At 71.7% G+C, this 18889-nt stretch carries 18 protein-coding genes; 3 read left to right on the plus strand and 15 right to left on the minus strand.

Annotation, left to right across the window (positions count from 1 at the left end):
• Nucleotides 1-269 precede the first annotated feature (269 nt).
• Nucleotides 270-1514, plus strand: a complete 1245-nt coding sequence (locus tag ACH47X_RS24250; RefSeq protein ID WP_020017978.1) for a DUF4032 domain-containing protein — start codon at nt 270-272, stop codon at nt 1512-1514.
• Between the two features lie 3 nt (nt 1515-1517).
• On the opposite strand, the gene rlmB is transcribed toward ACH47X_RS24250, so the two are convergent.
• Genes rlmB through ACH47X_RS24270 form a run of 4 tightly spaced genes read right to left on the minus strand, consistent with a single transcriptional unit; the run spans nt 1518 to nt 6521 of the window.
• A complete protein-coding gene (gene rlmB, locus ACH47X_RS24255) occupies nt 1518-2507 on the minus strand; it encodes a 23S rRNA (guanosine(2251)-2'-O)-methyltransferase RlmB (protein ID WP_397407665.1) in 990 nt (329 codons plus the stop codon).
• A 33-nt stretch (nt 2508-2540) separates the two neighbouring features.
• Nucleotides 2541-3968 carry a cysteine--tRNA ligase gene (gene cysS, locus ACH47X_RS24260; protein WP_397407667.1) on the minus strand — a complete coding sequence of 476 codons (1428 nt, stop codon included), beginning with the start codon at nt 3966-3968 and terminating at the stop codon, nt 2541-2543.
• 19 nt (nt 3969-3987) lie between these two features.
• Nucleotides 3988-5268, minus strand: coding sequence for a low temperature requirement protein A (locus ACH47X_RS24265; protein WP_397407669.1), 1281 nt, complete (start codon nt 5266-5268; stop codon nt 3988-3990).
• A 32-nt stretch (nt 5269-5300) separates the two neighbouring features.
• Nucleotides 5301-6521 (minus strand): amino acid deaminase/aldolase, encoded by a 1221-nt coding sequence (locus ACH47X_RS24270; protein WP_397407671.1) that lies wholly within the window; start codon nt 6519-6521, stop codon nt 5301-5303.
• A gap of 56 nt (nt 6522-6577) precedes the next feature.
• Here ACH47X_RS24270 and ACH47X_RS24275 point away from each other — a divergent pair, with 56 nt between their 5' ends.
• The gene (locus ACH47X_RS24275) at nt 6578-7915 is read left to right on the plus strand and encodes a D-arabinono-1,4-lactone oxidase (protein ID WP_397407674.1); all 1338 of its coding nucleotides are present in this window, start codon (nt 6578-6580) and stop codon (nt 7913-7915) included.
• Between the two features lie 22 nt (nt 7916-7937).
• Here ACH47X_RS24275 and ACH47X_RS24280 read toward each other — a convergent pair whose 3' ends face one another.
• From ACH47X_RS24280 to ACH47X_RS24295, 4 genes are all read right to left on the minus strand, one after another.
• Nucleotides 7938-8534 carry a TetR/AcrR family transcriptional regulator gene (locus tag ACH47X_RS24280; RefSeq protein WP_051432605.1) on the minus strand — a complete coding sequence of 199 codons (597 nt, stop codon included), beginning with the start codon at nt 8532-8534 and terminating at the stop codon, nt 7938-7940.
• Nucleotides 8531-9073, minus strand: coding sequence for a 2-C-methyl-D-erythritol 2,4-cyclodiphosphate synthase (ispF, locus tag ACH47X_RS24285; protein WP_397407675.1), 543 nt, complete (start codon nt 9071-9073; stop codon nt 8531-8533). The genes ACH47X_RS24280 and ispF overlap by 4 nt, the downstream gene beginning before the upstream one ends.
• Nucleotides 9070-9786 carry a 2-C-methyl-D-erythritol 4-phosphate cytidylyltransferase gene (gene ispD, locus ACH47X_RS24290; protein ID WP_397407677.1) on the minus strand — a complete coding sequence of 239 codons (717 nt, stop codon included), beginning with the start codon at nt 9784-9786 and terminating at the stop codon, nt 9070-9072. The genes ispF and ispD overlap by 4 nt, the downstream gene beginning before the upstream one ends.
• Nucleotides 9787-9894: 108 nt before the next feature.
• Nucleotides 9895-10377: a CarD family transcriptional regulator gene (locus ACH47X_RS24295; protein ID WP_020017968.1), complete on the minus strand. Its 483-nt coding sequence runs from the start codon at nt 10375-10377 to the stop codon at nt 9895-9897.
• 304 nt (nt 10378-10681) lie between these two features.
• On the opposite strand from ACH47X_RS24295, the gene ACH47X_RS24300 reads away from it, so the two are divergent.
• Nucleotides 10682-11215 (plus strand): hypothetical protein, encoded by a 534-nt coding sequence (locus ACH47X_RS24300; protein ID WP_397407679.1) that lies wholly within the window; start codon nt 10682-10684, stop codon nt 11213-11215.
• Nucleotides 11216-11285: 70 nt separating this feature from the next.
• Here the strand turns inward: ACH47X_RS24300 and pstB are convergent, their stop codons facing one another.
• From pstB to ACH47X_RS24335, 7 genes are all read right to left on the minus strand, one after another.
• Nucleotides 11286-12065, minus strand: coding sequence for a phosphate ABC transporter ATP-binding protein PstB (pstB, locus tag ACH47X_RS24305; protein ID WP_020017966.1), 780 nt, complete (start codon nt 12063-12065; stop codon nt 11286-11288).
• A gap of 45 nt (nt 12066-12110) precedes the next feature.
• Nucleotides 12111-13070: a phosphate ABC transporter permease PstA gene (gene pstA, locus ACH47X_RS24310; RefSeq protein WP_397407682.1), complete on the minus strand. Its 960-nt coding sequence runs from the start codon at nt 13068-13070 to the stop codon at nt 12111-12113.
• On the minus strand, nt 13070-14074 hold the full coding sequence (gene pstC, locus ACH47X_RS24315; protein WP_036964068.1) for a phosphate ABC transporter permease subunit PstC: 1005 nt from the start codon (nt 14072-14074) through the stop codon (nt 13070-13072). Before pstC ends, pstA begins: the two co-directional genes overlap by 1 nt.
• Nucleotides 14075-14208: 134 nt before the next feature.
• Complete coding sequence (gene pstS / locus ACH47X_RS24320) at nt 14209-15276, minus strand: phosphate ABC transporter substrate-binding protein PstS (protein ID WP_142043128.1); 1068 nt, start codon at nt 15274-15276, stop codon at nt 14209-14211.
• Between the two features lie 236 nt (nt 15277-15512).
• Nucleotides 15513-16655: a phosphate ABC transporter substrate-binding protein PstS gene (gene pstS / locus ACH47X_RS24325; RefSeq protein ID WP_397407684.1), complete on the minus strand. Its 1143-nt coding sequence runs from the start codon at nt 16653-16655 to the stop codon at nt 15513-15515.
• Nucleotides 16656-16774: 119 nt separating this feature from the next.
• Nucleotides 16775-17473, minus strand: coding sequence for a response regulator transcription factor (locus tag ACH47X_RS24330; RefSeq protein WP_020017961.1), 699 nt, complete (start codon nt 17471-17473; stop codon nt 16775-16777).
• A complete protein-coding gene (locus tag ACH47X_RS24335) occupies nt 17470-18741 on the minus strand; it encodes a sensor histidine kinase (RefSeq protein WP_397407685.1) in 1272 nt (423 codons plus the stop codon). Before ACH47X_RS24335 ends, ACH47X_RS24330 begins: the two co-directional genes overlap by 4 nt.
• Nucleotides 18742-18889: the final 148 nt, after the last annotated feature.

Raw genomic sequence — 18889 nt, forward strand, 5'->3', positions numbered from 1 at the left:
TCCGTCGCCATCCAGGCCGGCCACTCGCACGTGTTCTCCGCCACCACGGGCGAGCGCCTCGGCTGAACCGACGCCTGACGGCAGGCCCGGCCACATAGGCCAGGGCCTGCTCCCCCGGCTCGCCGGGGAACGGTGACATCCTCGGGGTGTGTTGCTCGGGGTAGACAATGTCTACTCCGAGCAACACACCCCGCAGGCCTTTCACGACTCCGCCCCCGGCGGACCCCGCCTGCCCGGCCGCCCGGCCGGCCCAGCGCAGAATGGTGCCCATGCCCCAGCAGAACCTCCAGATCACCGCGGTGGCGCCCGACCCCACTCTGCTGGACCTCCCGTGGGACGTCCCGCTGGCCGAGTGGCCCGACGAGGTCCTCGCCGCCCTGCCCCAGGGCATCTCGCGGCACGTGGTCCGGTTCGTCAACCACGGCGGCCGGGTCCTGGCCATCAAGGAGATCGGCGAGACCGTCGCCTACCGCGAGTACGCCCTGCTGCGGCAGCTGCACCGCATCGAGGTGCCCTCCGTGGTGCCCGTGGGCGTCATCACGGGCCGCAGCGCGCCCGACGGCGAGCGGCTCGAGGCCGTGCTCATCACCGAGCACCTGCCGTTCTCGCTGCCGTACCGCGCCCTGTTCAGCCAGGACCTGCGCCCCGATACCGCCACGCGCCTCATCGACGCCCTGGCGGTGCTCCTGGTGCGCCTGCACCTCGTGGGCTTCTACTGGGGCGACGTGTCGCTGTCCAACACCCTGTTCCGGCGCGACGCCGAGACCTTCGCGGCCTACCTGGTGGACGCGGAGACCGGCGACATGCACCGGCAGCTCACCGACGGCCAGCGCAACTACGACGTCGACCTGGCACGCACCAACATCATCGGCGAGCTGATGGACCTCGCGGCGGGCGAGCTGCTCGACGAGGACGTCGACGAGGTGTCCATCGGCGACGCCCTCGTGGAGCGCTACCAGGAGCTGTGGGCCGCCCTGACCATCTCCGAGGCGTTCGACCAGGAGGAGCGCTGGCGGGTGGCCGCGCGCATCGAACGGCTCAACGACCTGGGCTTCGACGTGGGCGAGCTGGAGATCACCACGGACATCGACGGCACCAAGGTGCGCATCCAGCCCAAGGTGGTCGACGCCGGGCACCACTCGCGCCGGCTGCTGCGCCTGACGGGCCTGGACGTCCAGGAGAACCAGGCGCGCCGCATGCTCAACGACCTGGACAGCTTCCGGGCCGCGACCGACCGGCAGAACGACCAGGAGCAGATCGTGGCGCACGCCTGGGTCCGCCAGGTCTTCCGCCCCACGATCGACGCCGTGCCCAAGGAGATGCGACGCAAGCTGGAGCCCGCGCAGCTCTTCCACGAGATCCTCGACCACCGCTGGTTCATCTCGCAGCAGGCGCAGCGGGACATCCCGCTGCCCGAGGCCGCCAAGTCCTACGTCGAGAACGTGCTGCGGCACCGCCCCGACGAGGACGCCCTGCTCGGCCTCGCACCGGGCGAGGCCGAGCAGCAGGCTTAGGGCCTAGCTCGCGTCCGCGCGCTGCTTGGCCACCTCGTAGAGCGTGATGCCCGCCGCCACGGCGGCGTTCAGCGACTCGGTCGTGGCCGCGATCGGGATCGACAGCACGGCGTCGCACGCGTCGCGCACGAGGCGTGACAGGCCCTTGCCCTCCGAGCCGACGACCAGCACCAGCGGGTCGTTCGCGTACGCGAGCTCGCCCACCGGCATGTCGCCGCCGGCGTCGAGGCCCACCACGAAGCAGCCGGACTTCTTCAGCTCGGCCAGCTCACGGGCCAGGTTGGTCGCACGTGCGACCGGCACGCGCGCGGCCGCGCCCGCGGACACCTTCCAGGCCGACGCCGTCACGCCCGCCGCGCGTCGCTCCGGCACCAGCACGCCGTGCGCGCCGAACGCGCCCGCGGACCGCAGCACGGCCCCGAGGTTGCGGGGGTCGGTGATGCCGTCCAGCGCCACGATCAGCGGCGGCTGGCCCGCCTCCGCCGCGACGTCGAGCAGGTCGTCGGCGTCCCGGTAGTCGTACGGCGGCACCTTCATGGCGACGCCCTGGTGCACCGCGCCGTCGGTGAGCCGGTCCAGGTCGACGCGGGACGCCTCGAACATCGGCAGGCTGCGCGCGTGCGCGATCTCCAGGATCTCCTTGGTGCGGTCGTCCGACTCCAGGCGCGAGGCCAGGTAGATGCCCTCGGCGGGCATCTCCGCGCGGAGCGCCTCCAGCACGGAGTTGCGCCCGGCGACCACCTCGGGCGCGCCGGCGCCCTTGCGTCCGGCACCGCGACCGCCCGGGCCGCCCGGCCGGCGCTGCCCCGTGGCGGCGCGCTTCTCCGCCGCGACCTTGCGCTGGTGCGCGGGGTGGTAGGTGCGGTCCTCCGCCTTGGGCGTCGGCCCCTTGCCGCGCAGCGCCTTGCGGCTGTGCCCGCCGGTGCCGACCTGCGCACCCTTCTTGGAGCCGGCCTTGCGCACCGCACCGGCGCGCTTGGAGTTGCCTGCCATCTTTGTGTCTCGTCTCTCAGCCGGGGTGTCAGATCAGGAGAGGGCCCAGCGGGCCCCGTCGGCGGAGTCCTGGACCTCGATCCCGGCGGCCGCGAGGCGGTCCCGGATCGCATCGGAGGTGGCCCAGTCCTTCGCGGCCCGCGCCTCCGCGCGGGCCTTCAGCTCGGCCGCGACCAGCCCGTCGAGGGCGGTCGCGTACCGGTCGTCGCCCGACGTCGACCACTGCGGGTCGGCCGGGTCCAGGCCCAGCACGTCCAGCATCGCACGCATCGTCACCAGCTCGTCGCGGACTGCGGCGTCGCTCCCCGAGGCCAGGGCCGTGTTGCCCGCCCGCAGGTGCTCGTGCACGACGGCGAGCGCCTGCGGCACGTTGAGGTCGTCGTCCATCGCGGCGGCGAACGCCTCGGGGAGCTCGGCCTTGGCGACCTCCTCCGCGGGGACGTCGCCCACACGCTCCGAGGCGCGCGTGACGAAGCCCGACAGGCGCTCCCACGTGGTGCGGGCCTCCTCCAGGGTGTCGGGCGCCCACTCGAGCATGGAACGGTACTGCACGGCCACCAGGGCGTAGCGGACGACGGGGGCGGGCGCCTGGGCCAGCAGCTCGCTGACCAGCAGCCCGTTGCCCAGGGACTTCGACATCTTGACGCCGGACTGCGTGACCCACGCGACGTGCATCCAGCGCTGGGCGAACTCGTAGCCCGCGGCCCGCGACTGCGCCTGCTCGTTCTCGTGGTGCGGGAACCGCAGGTCGAGGCCGCCGCCATGGATGTCGAACGTCTCGCCCAGGTAGCGGCGGGCCATCGCGGAGCACTCCAGGTGCCAGCCCGGCCGGCCGCGGCCGAACGGGGTGTCCCACGACGCCGACTCGGGCTCGCCGGGCTTGGGAGCCTTCCACAGTGCGAAGTCGTGCGGGTTCTTCTTGGCCGCGGCGGCGGTCCCTGCCGTGGCCTCGGCGCCCTCCTCGGGGCTGAGGTCCTCGACCCGCTGTCGGGTCAGCTCGCCGTAGGCGGGCCACGAGTGGACGTCGAACCAGACGTTGCCCTCGCCGGTGGCGTAGGCGTTGCCCTTCTCGACCAGACGCTCCATGAGCGCGATCATCTCGGGCACGCTGCCGGTGGCCCGCGGCTCGTAGGTAGGCGGGATGACGCCGAGCGCGTCGTACGCCTCGGTGAACACGCGCTCGTACAGCGCGGCGTGCGCCCACCACTCCCGGCCGGCGGCGGCCGCCTTGGCCAGCACCTTGTCGTCGATGTCGGTGACGTTGCGGATCAGGGTGACCTTCAGGCCCCGGCGGGTGAGCCAGCGCCGCAGCACGTCGAACGCGATGACGGGGCGCAGATGGCCTACGTGAGGGGGTGCCTGCACGGTGGCGCCACACAGGTAGATGCCGACCTCGCCCGGGGTGATGGGGTCGAAGTCGCGCACCTCGCGCGCAGCGGTGTCAAACAGGCGAATAGTCACCTGTCAAGGGTACCGGCGGTCAGGCACCCTTTTCCTGCCCGAGTTCCTGATCGGTCCCCTCCCCGAGCAGCCGGGCCACGTGCCGGTGCCCGCGCGCCTCGTACCCGACGACCGAGATCGCCGGCGCGAGCATCACCAGGAGCAGGGCCCATGCCATGCCGACGCCCGCCGCCGCGGCGCCGACCGCCACGGCGAGCATCGCGACCGTGCCGAGCACCAGGTACAGGTGCAGCGGGCTGACCGCCCGGCTGAGGATCCAGAACTGGACGTAGTCGGCCACCACGAACACCAGCACCGGCACGGCGACCGCCAGCACCGTCGCGAGGGCGCCGAGGTGCGAGTGCCCCTCCAGGTAGTAGCCGGCCACGTGCAGCCCGGCCCCTACGCCGGCGAGCGCCGCGAAGACCAGGATGTTGCCGTAGCCCCAGGTGAACGACCGCTCCCGGTGCCGGTGCAGGAGCTCGGCGTCGGGCGTGAGGTAGTACGTCCACCAGAGGCCGAACGTGAGGCCCGTGCCCGCGAGCGCCACGAGAGCGGCGTCGAGCGTCCACCCCGAGTGCTCGACGACGGCGGACAGCGACGCCACGGTGCCGATGACACCCTCGCCGAGCGTGATGATGGCGAGCAGCCCGTAGCGCTCCGCCATGTGGTGGGCGTGCCACGGCGTGCTCTTCTGGCCGGGGCCGGCCGTGCGGTACCGCTCGGCGACGTACGGTCCCGCCATCTCGGCGATCCCGAGCAGCACGCCGCCCGCGAAGAAGACCGGGACCGTCACGGGGGCGACCGCCAGCACGAGCCATCCGATCTGCGTGATGACCAGCGTGCGCACGTACGACATGCAGGTGGCGCGGTACTCGGGCGCCTGCCGGGCCGCGCGCAGCCACTGCACGAGCATGGCCAGCCGCATCACGATGTACCCGGCGACCATGACCTCGTTGTGCACGCGGTCGCCCTCGTCGAGGGACCGGAACATCTCGGGCAGCCCGAGCGCGAGGATCACGACGCCGATCATCTGCACCATCGTGGTGACGCGGTAGAACCAGTCGTCGGTGTCGAACGCGGAGGCGAACCAGGTGAAGTTGATCCACGCCCAGCAGATGGCGAACATCGAGAACGCGAACCCGACGACGCCGGACACGGCGTGCCCCTCGGCGAGCAGGTGCGCGCCCTGCTCGCCGGCCACCCCGAACGCGACCACGAACGTGAGGTCGAACAGCAGCTCCAGCGGGGTCGCCGTGCGCGACGGCTCGTGCGGGTCGCGACCCGTCATCGGCCGGTTGCGGTGGTGCAGTGTGGGCATGGGCTTGTTCTACCCGATCCCGCACCGGCGGCCTAGCCGAAGTTGCGGCCCTCGCCCCGGTACGTCGGCACGGTCTCGGTGATCTCGCTGCCCCGCACGAGGTGCACCTGGTCGAACCGCTCCATCATCTCGCCGGCCTTCGCGTGCCGGAGCCAGACCCGGTCCCCGGTGCGGAGCATGCCGCCGCCCGCCCGGGTGGCCTTGAGCGGCGTCTGGACCTCGCCCGCGCCCTCGGTCCCGCTCAGCGTGTAGCCGGGCGTGAACAGGCGCGGCAGCCGCAGCGTGCCGGCCTGGCCCGACGCCGCGTAGCCCCCCGCGAACGCCGTCACCCAGCCGGGAGCGGGCTCGCGGACCACGTCCAGGCCGAAGAACGCCGCCGGCCGCGCCTCGAACGAGCGGTAGCCGTCGAACAGCCCGGGCACGAACAGCCCGGAGCCGGAGGTCACCTCCGTCACTCCGGGCGCGCTGCCGCTCACCTCGATCGACCCGGTCCCGCCCGCGTTGACCAGCTCCACCTCGTGCCCGACGGCGTCGCGCACCGCCGCGAGGATCCGCACCCGGCGCTCGTTCACCTCGCGCATCGTGAGTCGCTTGACGACCCGGACCGCGGGGCTGGTGTCCGGCAGACCGGCCACCTGGGCCTCGTAGAACATCAGGCCGCGCACCGCGAGGCCCTTGGCCTGGGCCACTGTCGCCAGGGCGGCGACGTCGCCGGGCTCGCGCAGCGGCGAGCGGCGGACGCCCAGGTGCGCCACGAGCGGCCCGGCGCCGACCCGCAGCGAGCAGTCGACGTCCAGGCAGACCTGGACCGGCCGCGCGGCCGACGCGGCCGCCTCCGGCCCGCCCGCCCCGGCCCGCTCCTCGGCGGCGGCGATCAGGCCGAGGTGGGCCACGTCGTCGACCATCAGGGTGATCTCCGCGCGTGCCGTGGCATCGGCGGCCAGCGCGGCCAGCGCCTCCCGGTCCACCGTCGGGTACCCGACCAGCACGTCGTGCGTGCCCTGGCCGACCAGCCACAGCGCCTCGCGCAGCGAGTAGGCCATGACACCGGCGAACCCGTGCCCGAGCGCCCGGTCGACGAGGGAGCGCACCCGCACGGACTTCGACGCGACCCGCACAGGCATGCCGTCGGCCCGCTTGAGGATGTCGAGGGCGTTGGTGTCGAAGACGTCGAGGTCGACCACGGCGACCGGGGCCGGCAGGCCGGACGTGGCGGCGGAAAGCCGCGCGGCGGTGTCTGCTGCGGAGCTCATGCCCGAACGCTACTCCGGTTCTGTCCCCCTGAGCGGGCCCGTGGGATAGTGCTCCCGTGATCTGGACGAACTGGGCACGCAACGTGACCGCCACGCCCGCACGACTCGAGCAGCCGGCCTCCGAGGACGAGCTGTCCGACGCCGTGCGGCGCGCCGTCAAGGACGGGCACACGGTGCGCGCCGTCGGCGCCGGGCACTCGTTCATGCCGGCGGCGGCCACCGACGGCGTGCTGCTCAACCTGGACCACCTGGACGCCCTGCACCGCGTGGAGCGCGACCCCGACACGGGGCACGCCCTGGTCACGGTGGGCGCGGGCATGCGGCTGCACCAGCTCAACCGGCACCTCGCCGAGCGCGGCCTGGCCATGCAGAACCTCGGCGACATCGACCGGCAGTCGGTCGCGGGCGCCATCTCGACGGGTACGCACGGCACGGGCGCCCGGTTCGGCGGCCTCGCGACCCGTGTGCGCGCCCTGACCGTCGTGGGGCCCGACGGCGACGTCGTGCGCGCCGCGCCCACCGAGCGGCACGACCTGTTCGAGGCCTCCCGCCTCGGCCTCGGCGCCACGGGCGTGCTGAGCACGGTGACCATCGAGGCCGTCCCCGCGTTCGACCTGCTCGCCGTCGAGGAGCCCTGGCCCCTGGACCGCGTGTTCGAGGAGCTCGACGACCTCGTGGCAGGCAGCGACCACTTCGAGTTCTACTGGTTCCCCGCCACGCGCCGCGCCCTGACGCTGCGCAACACGCGGGTCGACGCCGGGACGAACGCCGGTTCCGGCCTGGGCCACGGCCTGCGCAAGGCGGCCGGCGCCGTCCGCTCGTTCATCGACGAGGAGGTGCTGTCCAACGCGCTGTTCGGCACCGTCAACCGAATCGCCACGCTCGTCCCGGCGGCGACCCCGACGCTGAACGCGATCTCGGCCCGCGCCCTGAGCTCGCGCCGCTACACGGCGCCGTCGCACGAGGTGTTCTGCACGCACCGGCGCGTGCGGTTCCGCGAGATGGAGTACGCCGTGCCCCGGGCCGCGGTGGTGCAGGTGCTCGACCAGCTCGACGCCTGGCAGCGGTCCACCGGCGAGAACATCCCGTTCCCGGTCGAGGTGCGCTTCGCTCCGGCCGACGACGTCTGGTTGTCGACCGCCTACGGCCGCGACACCGCGTACGTGGCCGTGCACCAGTACTGGAAGCTGCCGTACGCGCGATACTTCGACGCCGCCGAGCAGATCTTCACGGCCGTGGGCGGGCGCCCGCACTGGGGCAAGATGCACACCCGCGACGCCGGGTACCTGGCGGGCCAGTACCGCCGCTTCGAGGACTTCCGCCGGGCGCGCGAGGCAGCCGACCCCCAGGGTGTGTTCGCCAACCCCTACACCCAGCGGGTCTTCGCGGGATGACGCCCGGCCGGAGGTCGCCGGCTCAGGGCGTCATGTCGTCGAAGACGTCGTGCGTCAGGTCGGCGAACGCGGAGCGCGCGGCGGCGTCGTCCTGGTCGACCATCCAGGCCAGCTCGATGCCGTCGATCCGGATCGCCACCGTCCGCGACAGCGCGTCGAGGTCGGTCCGGTACTTGGCCTCGGCGACGTCGGCCAGCCTCTGCAGGTACTCCCGCGTCATCACGATGCTCTGCTTGAGGTGCGCCTGAGCGACCTCGCGCAGCACCGGCGTCCGCGCGCCCGAGACCGCGAACTCGAAGGTCAGCAGCCGCATGTGCTGGTGCTGCTTCAAACCCGTCAGCAGGGCGTCGACGGCGGTCTCGGCCAGCGTCGCGCGGTCCGGGCCCGCCGACAGCGCGGAGATCATGGGCTCCGACGCCCGCATGGCGATGGCGCGGCCCATGGCGCGCAGCATCGCGTCCTTGTCGTCGAAGCAGTAGTGCACCGTGCCCAGGGAGATCCCGGCCTCCTGGGCCACGCGGCGCACGGTCACGGACTCGACGCCCTCGCGCATGGCGACGCTCAGCCCGGCCTCGACGATCTCGGCACGACGTTCGTCCAGCGGCTTCCGCTTGTTCATGCCGCCGCCCTGCTGTCGGGCACGACGAGCGCGGTCGCGATGGCCGCGACCCCCTCGCCACGCCCGGTCAGCCCGAGCGCGTCCGTAGTGGTCGCGGTCAGCGAGACGGGCGCGCCCGCAGCGGCAGACAGCGCCGCCTGGGCCTCGTCGCGTCGCGTGCCGACACGCGGATGGTTTCCGATCACCTGAACAGCCACATTACCGATCATGTACCCGGCAGCCCGGACGCGCCTCGCGGCCTCGGCAAGAAGCGTGGTACCGGAGGCCCCCGCCCACTCGGGACGACCGGTCCCGAAGTGCGACCCCAGGTCGCCCAGGCTCGCCGCCGAGAACAGCGCGTCCGCGGCCGCGTGGGCGGCGACGTCGGCGTCGGAGTGGCCGGCCAGGCCGCGTTCCCCGGGCCAGTGCAGGCCTCCGAGCCACATCTCGCGGTCCGAGCCGTCCGGCGCGTAGGCGTGCACGTCGACGCCGATCCCCGTACGCGGCAGGGGGTACGGTGCCGCGACCGTGAGGTCGGGCGTGCTCGACGGGTCGGTCATGCGTTGCTCTCCTGCAGCACGAGGGACGCGAGCCACAGGTCGCGTTCGGTGGTGATCTTGAAGGCGGCGGCGTCCCCCGGCACGATGTGCACCGGCTCGCCGAGCACCTCGACGAGGCCGGCGTCGTCGGTCGCCGCCAGGTGCTCCGCGCGGGCCCGGGCGGCACCGGTCCTGTGCGCGCGCACCAGCAGGTCCCGGGCGAAGCCCTGGGGCGTCTGGACGGCGCGCAGCCGCGCACGGTCGGGTGTACCGGTGACGAGCTCGGCGTCGCCGTCCGGCCGCACCTGCTTGACCGTGTCGGTGACGGGCAGGCCGGGCACGACGGCGCCGTGGCCGCTGCGGACGGCGCCCACGACCCGCCGCACGAGGTCCGCCGGGACGAGCGGCCGGGCCGCGTCGTGCACCAGCACCACGTCGTCGCCGGACCGGGCGAGGGCCAGACCGGCGCCGACGGATGCCTGTCGCGTGGGGCCGCCGTCGGTCACCTGGACGGGGACCTGCACGTGCGGGTCGTTCGCCAGGAGGTCGGTCATGACGTCGGTCAGACCATCGGGTGCGGTGACCACGAGGGAGTCCACGACCCCCGACGCCGCCAGGCGGCGCGCCGCGTGGAGCACCAGCGGGAAGCCGTCCAGCTCCACGAGGGCCTTGGGCAGGTCACGTCCTAGTCGGGTGCCCGAGCCGGCGGCCGTCAGGATTGCAAGGGTCGTCATCTCGTCGCGGGTCCCCACAGGATCATGATTGAAGCGAAGGATCCCGTGGGGTGCGCGCGCCGGTGGCCCGGCCGGCCCGTCCGAGGTGGTGGGGACCCTGTGGGTAAGTCAGGAAGCGAGGACCTCGTCGAGAATGGCTTCCGCCTTCTCCTCCTCGGTGTGCTCGGCCAGCGCGAGCTCGGACACCAGGATCTGCCGTGCCTTGGCGAGCATGCGCTTCTCACCTGCGGAGAGACCACGGTCGGCGTCACGGCGGGACAGGTCGCGAACGACCTCGGCCACCTTGATGACGTCGCCGGACGCCAGCTTCTCGAGGTTCGCCTTGTACCGGCGCGACCAGTTGGTGGGCTCTTCGGTGTACGGCGCACGGAGCACCTCGAACACGCGGTCGAGACCCTCCTGGCCGACGACGTCGCGTACCCCCACGAGGTCGACGTTCTCCGCCGGGACTTCGATGGTGAGGTCGCCCTGCGCAACCTTGAGCTTCAGGTACATCTTTTCTTCGCCGCGAATCTTGCGGGTCTTGATCTCTTCGATCAGCGCCGCGCCGTGGTGCGGGTAGACAACCGTCTCGCCTACTGTGAACGTCATCTGCAGATGTCCCCTTTCCCTGAAACCAGGTTACCACGGCGTGATCTGGAGAACTTGCACCCTTGGGGTTCGCCCGGACCCGGAACGAACTGCGTTTGCGCAGGTCAGAGCGTTGCACGTGCCTGGATGGAGGGTGGTCACCACCCCTTCACCCCCGGTCGGATCGTTCCGCAGCCGTGACCGTTGCCACTCCCTGACCGGGTGGTTCGTCACCTTCGGCGATGCGCGGGCACGCCTGTGGGCCCACTAGGATATTGCGGGGATCCGCCCCCGCCCGAACCAGACGAACATCAGGGAGTTCACCGTGTCCCGTCGCGCCACCGCCGCCCGAGGCGCCCGCACCATCGCCGTCGCGGGGGTCTCCGCTGCGGGGGCCCTCCTCCTGGCGGCCTGCGCCCCGACCACGACGACGCTCAACTACGACCCGTCCGACGGCGTCGGGGTCTCCGTCCTGGGCGCGGAGAACACGGACCTGCGTGGCATCAACCTCCTGGTCGTGTCCGCCGCCGAGGGCGAGCCGGGCAACGTCCTGGGCGCCCTGTCCAACACCAGCGCCGAGGACGCCACGTTCACGCTCCAGTCGCCCGGCGCCGGCCCGCTGGTCGTCGAGGTCCCGGCCGGCGACACCGTGTACCTGAACTCCGAGGCGGGCGAGCCCGCCCTGATCGACCTGGTCACCGCGGCGCCCGGCGACTTCCTGGACGCGACCCTGAGCGTCGGCGCGGACAGCAAGGAGTTCCAGCTCCCGGTGTTCGACGGCACGCTGCCGGAGTACGCGGACTACGTCCCGGTCGACGTGGTCGAGGTCGTCGAGCCGTCGGCCTCCCCCACGGAGTAAGCACAGCAGGAACGACGAAGAGCCGGTGGGTCGGACCCACCGGCTCTTGTCGTACCCGCTCAGCGGACGCTCACCCGAAGCGGCCCGAGACGTAGTCCTCGGTGGCCTTCTCGGCGGGAGACGAGAAGATCGTCGCGGTGTCGTTCATCTCGATGAGGCGCCCGGGCTTGCCGGTGCCCGCGATGTTGAAGAACGCCGTCCGGTCGCTCACGCGGGCGGCCTGCTGCATGTTGTGCGTCACGATGACGATCGTGTAGTCCTTCTTGAGCTCCTGGATGAGGTCCTCGATCGCCAGGGTGGAGATCGGGTCCAGGGCCGAGCACGGCTCGTCCATGAGCACCACCTGCGGCTTCACCGCGATGGCGCGGGCGATGCACAGGCGCTGCTGCTGGCCGCCCGACAGGCCGGAGCCCGGCTTCTCGAGGCGGTCCTTGACCTCGTTCCAGAGGTTGGCGCCGCGCAGCGAGGACTCGACGAGCTCGTCGGCGTCGGACTTCGAGATCCGCTTGTTGTTCAGCTTCACGCCCGCCAGCACGTTGTCGCGGATGGACATCGTGGGGAACGGGTTGGGGCGCTGGAACACCATGCCGACGGTGCGGCGCACGGCCACGGGGTCGACGTCGTCGCCGTACAGGTCGACGCCCTCGAGCTCGACCGAGCCGTCGACGCGGGCCCCGGGGATCACCTCGTGCATGCGGTTCAGGGTGCGCAGGAACGTCGACTTGCCGCAGCCCGACGGCCCGATGAAGGCCGTGACGGACTTGGGGTCGATCGTCATGGACACACCCTCCACGGCGAGGAAGTCGCCGTAGTAGATGTTCAGGTCTTTCACGTCGATGCGCTGTGCCATCGGATCATTCCTTCGTGTGAGCTGCGGCTGAGGCGGGTCTGCGCGTCAGCGCAGCTTCGGGGAGAACCACCGGGTCACGAGGCGCCCGATGAGGTTGAGGAGCATGACGATGATGATCAGCAGGAGGGCGGCGGCCCAGGCCCGGTCGAAGTTGATGCCGACCAGGCAGTCGAGCGCGTCCTCCCGGCAGGGCACCGGTCCCTGTCGGTACTGGCTGAAGATGTAGACCGGCAGAGTCATCATGCGCCCGTCGAACGGGTTGAAGTTGATCGAGTCCGACACACCCGCGGTGATGAGGATCGGGGCGGTCTCGCCGATCACTCGGGCGATCGAGAGCAGCACACCCGTCGTGATGCCGGCCACGGAGGTGCGCAGCACGACCCGGACGATGGTGAGCCACTTGGGCACGCCCAGCGCGTAGGACGCCTCCCGCAGCTCGTTCGGGACGAGCTTGAGCATCTCCTCGCAGGAGCGGACCACGACGGGGATCATCAGCACGCTCAGTGCGACCGCGGCGATGATCCCGAGCTTGGCGCCCGGACCCAGGAAGATCGTGAACAGCGCGAACGCGAACAGGCCCGCGACGATCGACGGGATACCCGTCATGACGTCCACGAAGAAGGTCGTGGCCCGGGCGAGCGCGCCGCGGCCGTACTCGACGAGGTAGATCGCGACCAGCAGGCCGATCGGCACCGAGATGACCGTCGCGGTGAGCGTGATCATCAGCGTGCCCACGGCGGCGTGGTAGGCGCCGCCCATGTCCATGCCGCCGAAGACGCCGCGCATCGACGTGAAGAGGAAGTCGCCGTTGAACCGCTCGATGCCGTTGACGACGACCGTCCACAGCAGGGACACGAGCGGGATGACGGCGAGCGTGAACGCGCCGTAGATCAGGACCGTCATGGCCCGGTCGGTACGCCTGCGGCCGCTGTCGGCGGCGGTGAGCAGGGCGCGCGTGCGCTCGACGGCGCCGGCGTCGTCCGTGATCGAGGTCGTGGCGCTCATCAGTTGGCTCCCGAGAATTCCTTGCGCCGCGCGACGATCGCGCGGGCGCCCATGTTGACCACCATGGTGATGACGAACAGCGCGAGGCCGGTGGCGATGAGCACGTTCACCGCGAGCCCGCTGGCCTCGGCGAACCGCGACGCGATGAACGCGGCGATGGTCTGCTGCTGGCCCGAGTCGAAGATCTGGAACGAGTAGAGGATGCCGGGCGACAGGATCATCAGCACCGCCATCGTCTCGCCGAGCGCACGGCCCAGGCCGAGCATCGCGGCCGAGATGACGCCGGACCGGCCGAACGGCAGCACGGCCGTGCGGATCATCTCCCAGCGCGTGGCGCCGAGCGCGAGCGCGGCCTCCTCGTGCAGCGTGGGGGTCTGCAGGAAGACCTCGCGGGAGACCGCGGTGATGATCGGCAGCACCATCACCGCGAGCACCACGGACGCCGTCGCGAGCGAGCGGCCCGTGTTCGTCACGTTCACGGTCCAGAACGGCAGGAAGTCGAGCACCCCGGCGATCCACACCCACACGTCGCTGATGATCGGGGCCAGCGTGCGCCCGCCCCACAGGCCGAACACCACGGACGGGATCGCGGCCAGGAGGTCGATCACGTAGCCGATCACCGACGCGGCGCGGCGCGGCGCGTAGTGGGAGATGAACAGCGCGATCCCGATGGCGACCGGCGTCGCGAGCAGCAGCGCCATGGCCGCGGCCAGGAGCGTGCCGAACACGAGGGGGCCGACCAGGTCCCAGAGCGAGTTCATCCCGGTGGGCAGGCCACCCTTGCCGCTGAGCTCTTCCGGCGACGCCGTCAGCGCGGGCAGGCCGCGGGCGATGAGGAACACGGCGACGGCTGCCAGGACTAGCAGCAGGAACGCGCCGGACCCGGTGGTGATCCAGCGGAACACCCGGCTGAAGCCGCGTTCGGTGTCGCCGTGGTTGCGCCGTCGGGTGGGCGGCTTCAGCCGGCCGGGCTTGGCGTCCGGCGGGCTGTCGGTGGTGGTCACAAGAGCTCCTCGATGCTCATCGCTCGGTGTGGGGGATCAGTGACTGACAGGGCTACATGGCTGTGCCGGTGGTCGGACCGGCCGGCGCCGAGAGCGCCGCCGGTCCGGCCACCGGCCGGTGTTCAGCTGCTCGGTCAGCCGACCGTGATCGACTCGATCGCGGCGTTGACCTGCTCAGCGGTGGCCGCCGAGATGGGCGAGCTGCCCGCGGCGTCGGCCGCGGCCTGCTGGCCCTCCTCGGAAGCCTGGTAGGCGAGGAACGCCTTGACGAAGTTGCCCTGCGCCTCGTCCGCGTAGTTGGTGCAGGCGATGGCGTAGGAGACGAGCACCAGCGGGTAGGTGCTGGGGTCGGTCAGCGTGCGGTTGACCTCGATGGCGAAGTCGTGCTCGGCGCGGCCCTCGATGCGGTCGGACGCGTCGACCGTGGCGGCGGCGGCCTCGGCCGAGAACGGCACGAACTCCTCGCCGACCTTGATCGAGGCGGTGCCCAGGGTGCCGACCTTGGAGGCGTCGGCGTAGGTGACGGCGCCCTCGGTGTCGGTCACGACACCGACCACGCCGGAGGTGCCCTCGGCGGAGTCGCCGCCCTCGAGCGGCCAGACACCGTCGGGCTCGTCGGTCCAGGCCTCGGGGGCCGTCGCGGAGAGGTACTCCGTGAAGTTCTCGGTGGTGCCCGAGTCGTCGAGGCGGTGCACCGGCGTGATGTCGGTGTCCGGGAGCTCGGCGTCGGGGTTGTCCGCCTTGATGGCGTCGTCGTTCCACTTCTTGATCTCGCCGTTGAAGATGTTGGCGATGACCTCGGAGGAGAGGTTCAGCGAGTCGACGCCGGGCAGGTTGAAGGCCACGGCGATCGGGCTGACGTAGATCGGCAGGTCGATCGCGCCGTCGGGGCCGCAGACCTCGGCCGAGGCGGCGAGCTCCTCGTCGTCGAGCGCGGAGTCCGAGCCGGCCCACTGGACGCCGCCCGCGAGGAACTGCTCACGGCCTGCGCCGGAACCGGCCGGGTCGTAGTTGATCGTGGCGTCCGGGTTGGCGCTCTGGAAGCCGGCGACCCAGGCCTCCATCGCAGACTCCTGGGAGGAGGCACCCGCACCGGCGAAGTCGCCGGAGATGGCCTCGCCACCCGCCGCCTCGCTGGGCTCGGCGCCGGTGGTCGGGTCGGACCCGCAGGCTGCGAGGCTCAGCGCGAGCGCGCCCACCATGACAGCGGAGCCAACGCGGGGGAATCGGCTGATCTTCACGTGTCGTTCCATCCTGTTCAAGTCTTACGCGCGGCGAGCGCCGCGGCGTCAGTGGGGACGCTAGGGAGCGGGAATGACCTGATCCCCAGGACTAGGTAAACAGAAGGTGAACAAGCCATCACGGAGGGGGTGATCTGCAACACCCACACCATGGCACGTCATGGCTCGCCTCACCTGCCGGTCACCGACCGGGACCGTCAGCCCGCCTGCTCCTCCGGGCGCTCCTGGGTAAGGTAGATGGCCTTGGCGGCCGCCCCGATCCAGTCCTGCACGTCCGGCGAGATGACGGCGCTGCCCGCGGCCTCGGCGGCGCGTTCCTGACCCTCGGTGGACGCGACGTAGTCGACGAACTCCTTGACGAAGGTGCCCTTGGCCCGGTCCTCGTAGCGTGAGCAGACGACGAGGTAGGAGACGAGCACCATCGGGTAGGCGAAGGGCTTGTCGATCGTCCGGTCGAGGACGAACGCGAGGTCGTGCTCGTACCGGTTCTCGATCCGGGGCGAGACGTCGACGACGGCCGCGGCGGCGTCCGCGCTGTACGGCACGTACTCGTCCCCCACCAGGATCGCGGCGCGACCGAGGTCCGTGGTGCGCGAGGCGTCGGCGTAGGTGATGCCGCCCGGCGTGGACCGGACGGTGTCCGTGACTCCGCCCGTGCCCTCCGCGGCGAAGCCCTCCGGGAGCGGCCACACGCCGTCCGGTGTGTGCGGCCAGGCCTCGGGTGCGGTCGCGTGCAGGTAGTCGGTGAAGTTCTCGGTGGTACCCGAGTCGTCGGAGCGGTGCACCGGCGTGATCCCCAGGGCGGGCAGCTTCGCCTCCGGGTTGGCCGCGACGATCGCCGGGTCGTTCCACTGCGTGATCTGCCCCGTGAAGATCCGCGCGATCACGTCCGAGGACAGGTTGAGCTGCTCGACGCCGTCGAGGTTGAAGGCCACGGCGATCGGGCTGATGTACACGGGGAGGTCGATCGCGTTGCCGCCGTCGCAGGCGGGGCCGGACGCCGCCATCTCCTCGTCGCTCAGCGCGACGTCGGAGGCGCCGAAGGCAGTACCGCCCGCGAGGAAGGCCTCACGGCCGTCACCCGACCCGACGGGGTCGTAGCTGATGTCGGCCTCGGGGTGCTGCTCCTGGAAACCGGTGATCCACGCCTCCATCGCCGACTCCTGCGACGAGGCGCCGGCGCCCTGGAAGCTGCCGGAGACGACCACCCTCGCCGCGGAGGTGGGGGCGGCGTCGGCCTCCGAACCGGGCAGCCCGATCGCGGCGCAGCCCGCGAACGGCAGCACGAGGGCGCCAGCGGTGGCAGCGGAGACGAGACGGGTGTATTGGGGGGTGCTCACGTTTCGCGAAAATACTCATGGGCGCGGTCGCGCGAGCAAACGCCTGGTGAACGGAAGGTGGCCGGCGTTCGTGTTTCATCCGTGAGGTGCGCCACGCCGGCGGCGCACCTCAGCGGGGATCAGCCCTCGTCGTCGGCCAGCTTGTAGCCCAGCCCACGCACCGTGAGCAGGTACTTCGGCGTGCCCGGGTCCGGCTCGATCTTCGAGCGGATGCGCTTGACGTGGACGTCGAGCGTCTTGGTGTCGCCCACGTAGTCGGCGCCCCAGACCCGGTCGATGAGCTGGCCACGGGTCAGCACCCGGCCGGCGTTCCGCATGAGCAGCTCCAGCAGGTCGAACTCCTTGAGCGGCAGCGCGACGCTCTCCCCGCTCACCGCGACGGTGTGCCGCTCCACGTCCATCCGGACCGGCCCCACCTCCAGCACACCGTCCTCGTCCTGCTCGGTCGAGTCGTTGGGCTGCCGGCGGCGCAGCACGGCCCGGACGCGCGCCAGCAGCTCGCGGTACGAGTACGGCTTGGTCACGTAGTCGTCGGCGCCGAGCTCCAGGCCCACCACCTTGTCGATCTCGGAATCCTTCGCGGTCAGCATGATGACCGGCACGTCGCCGCGGGCCCGCAGCTCGCGGCACACCTCGGTGCCCGACAGCCCCGGCAGCATCAGGTCGAGCAGGACCAGGTCCGCCCCCTCCGCGTCGTACGCGGCGAGCGCCGAGTTGCCGTCCGCGGCCTCGACCACCTCGAAACCTTCACGGGTCAGCTGGTACGTCAGCGGGTCCCGGTACGACTCCTCGTCCTCGACCACCAGGATGCGCGTCACGCACCTACCTCCTCGTTGTTCGTGGCCACGGTGTCCGCGGCCTTGTGCTGGTCGTGCGGGTCCTGCTCCTCGCCCTCGCGGACGACGTCCGCGAGCGGCGGCGGGGTGACCCGGCCGGCGCGGCCGGCCCCGGCGGGCCGGTCGGCGGACGGGATCCGCAGGGTGAAGGTCGATCCCCGGCCGGGCTCGGACCACATCTGGACGTCGCCGCCGTGGTCGGCCGCGACGTGCTTGACGATGCTCAGGCCCAGGCCGGTGCCCCCGGTGTCGCGGGAGCGCGCCGGGTCGACGCGGTAGAAGCGCTCGAAGACGCGGTCCTGCGCGTCCTCCGCGATACCGACACCCTGGTCCACGACGGCGATCTCGACGAGACCTGCGCGCTCGTTGACGCCCACGCCCACCCGGCTGGCGGGCCCGGAATACGCAACGGCGTTGTCGACCAGGTTACGGACCGCGGTGACCAGGAGGTTGTGGTCGCCGTAGACCTCGGTGTCCAGGTCGCCGCCCATGGTGATCGCGATGTTCTTGGACTGGGCGGTGGTGCGTGCCCGGTCGACCGCCTCCTCCACGACCTCGCGGATCGGGACCGGCGTCAGCTTGGGCATGGCGCCGGCACCCTGGAGGCGCGACAGCTCGATGATCTCCTGCACCAGCGCGGACAGCCGGACGGCCTCGCGCTGCATGCGCTCGGTGAAGCGGCGGACGGCGACGGGGTCGTCCGCGGCGTCGGCCACCGTCTCCGCGAGCAGCGCCAGCGCGCCGACCGGCGTCTTGAGCTCGTGGGAGACGTTGACCACGAAGTCGCGGCGGATCGCCTCGACGCGGCGGGCCTCGGTGCGGTCCTCGGCGAGCACCAGCACCCGGTCCAGGCCGAGCGGCGCGACGCGCACCTGGAGAAGCACGGTGCCCTGGCCCACGGGGCCGCGGGGCAGCTCCAGCTCCTGCTCGCGGATCACGCCGTCGCGCCGCACCAGGGCGACCAGGTCGATGATGGCCGCGTGCACCAGCGCGTCGTTGCGCACCACGCCGAGCGCGTAGGCCGGCGGCGACGCGCGGATGACCTCGTCCTCGCCGTCCAGCACCACCGCGGCGGACCGCAGCACGGAGAGCACGCGGACGAGGCCCGCGTCGAGCTCGTCGGGTTCGGTCGGGGGCAGGGCGTGCTGATGCCGTTCGGAGACGCGGAACGCGATGGTGGCGACCACGCCGACGATCACGCCGAGAATTCCGGCGACCAGCACCGGTACCCCGGAGATGATTCCGTCCACGCCTCCAGGGTAGGTCGCCGTTTCAACCGCTGGCGGACGTGGGCGGGCGCTTCCAGGATCGCGTCGCCTACTGTTCATGTCAGGGAGGAAGAGCGTTAACCTCCCAGTACATCGCGCCGTTGAACCTAGGTGGGTGCGGGCGGTAGCT

Source organism: Promicromonospora kroppenstedtii, assembly GCF_044389675.1.
GTDB lineage: Bacteria > Actinomycetota > Actinomycetes > Actinomycetales > Cellulomonadaceae > Promicromonospora > Promicromonospora kroppenstedtii.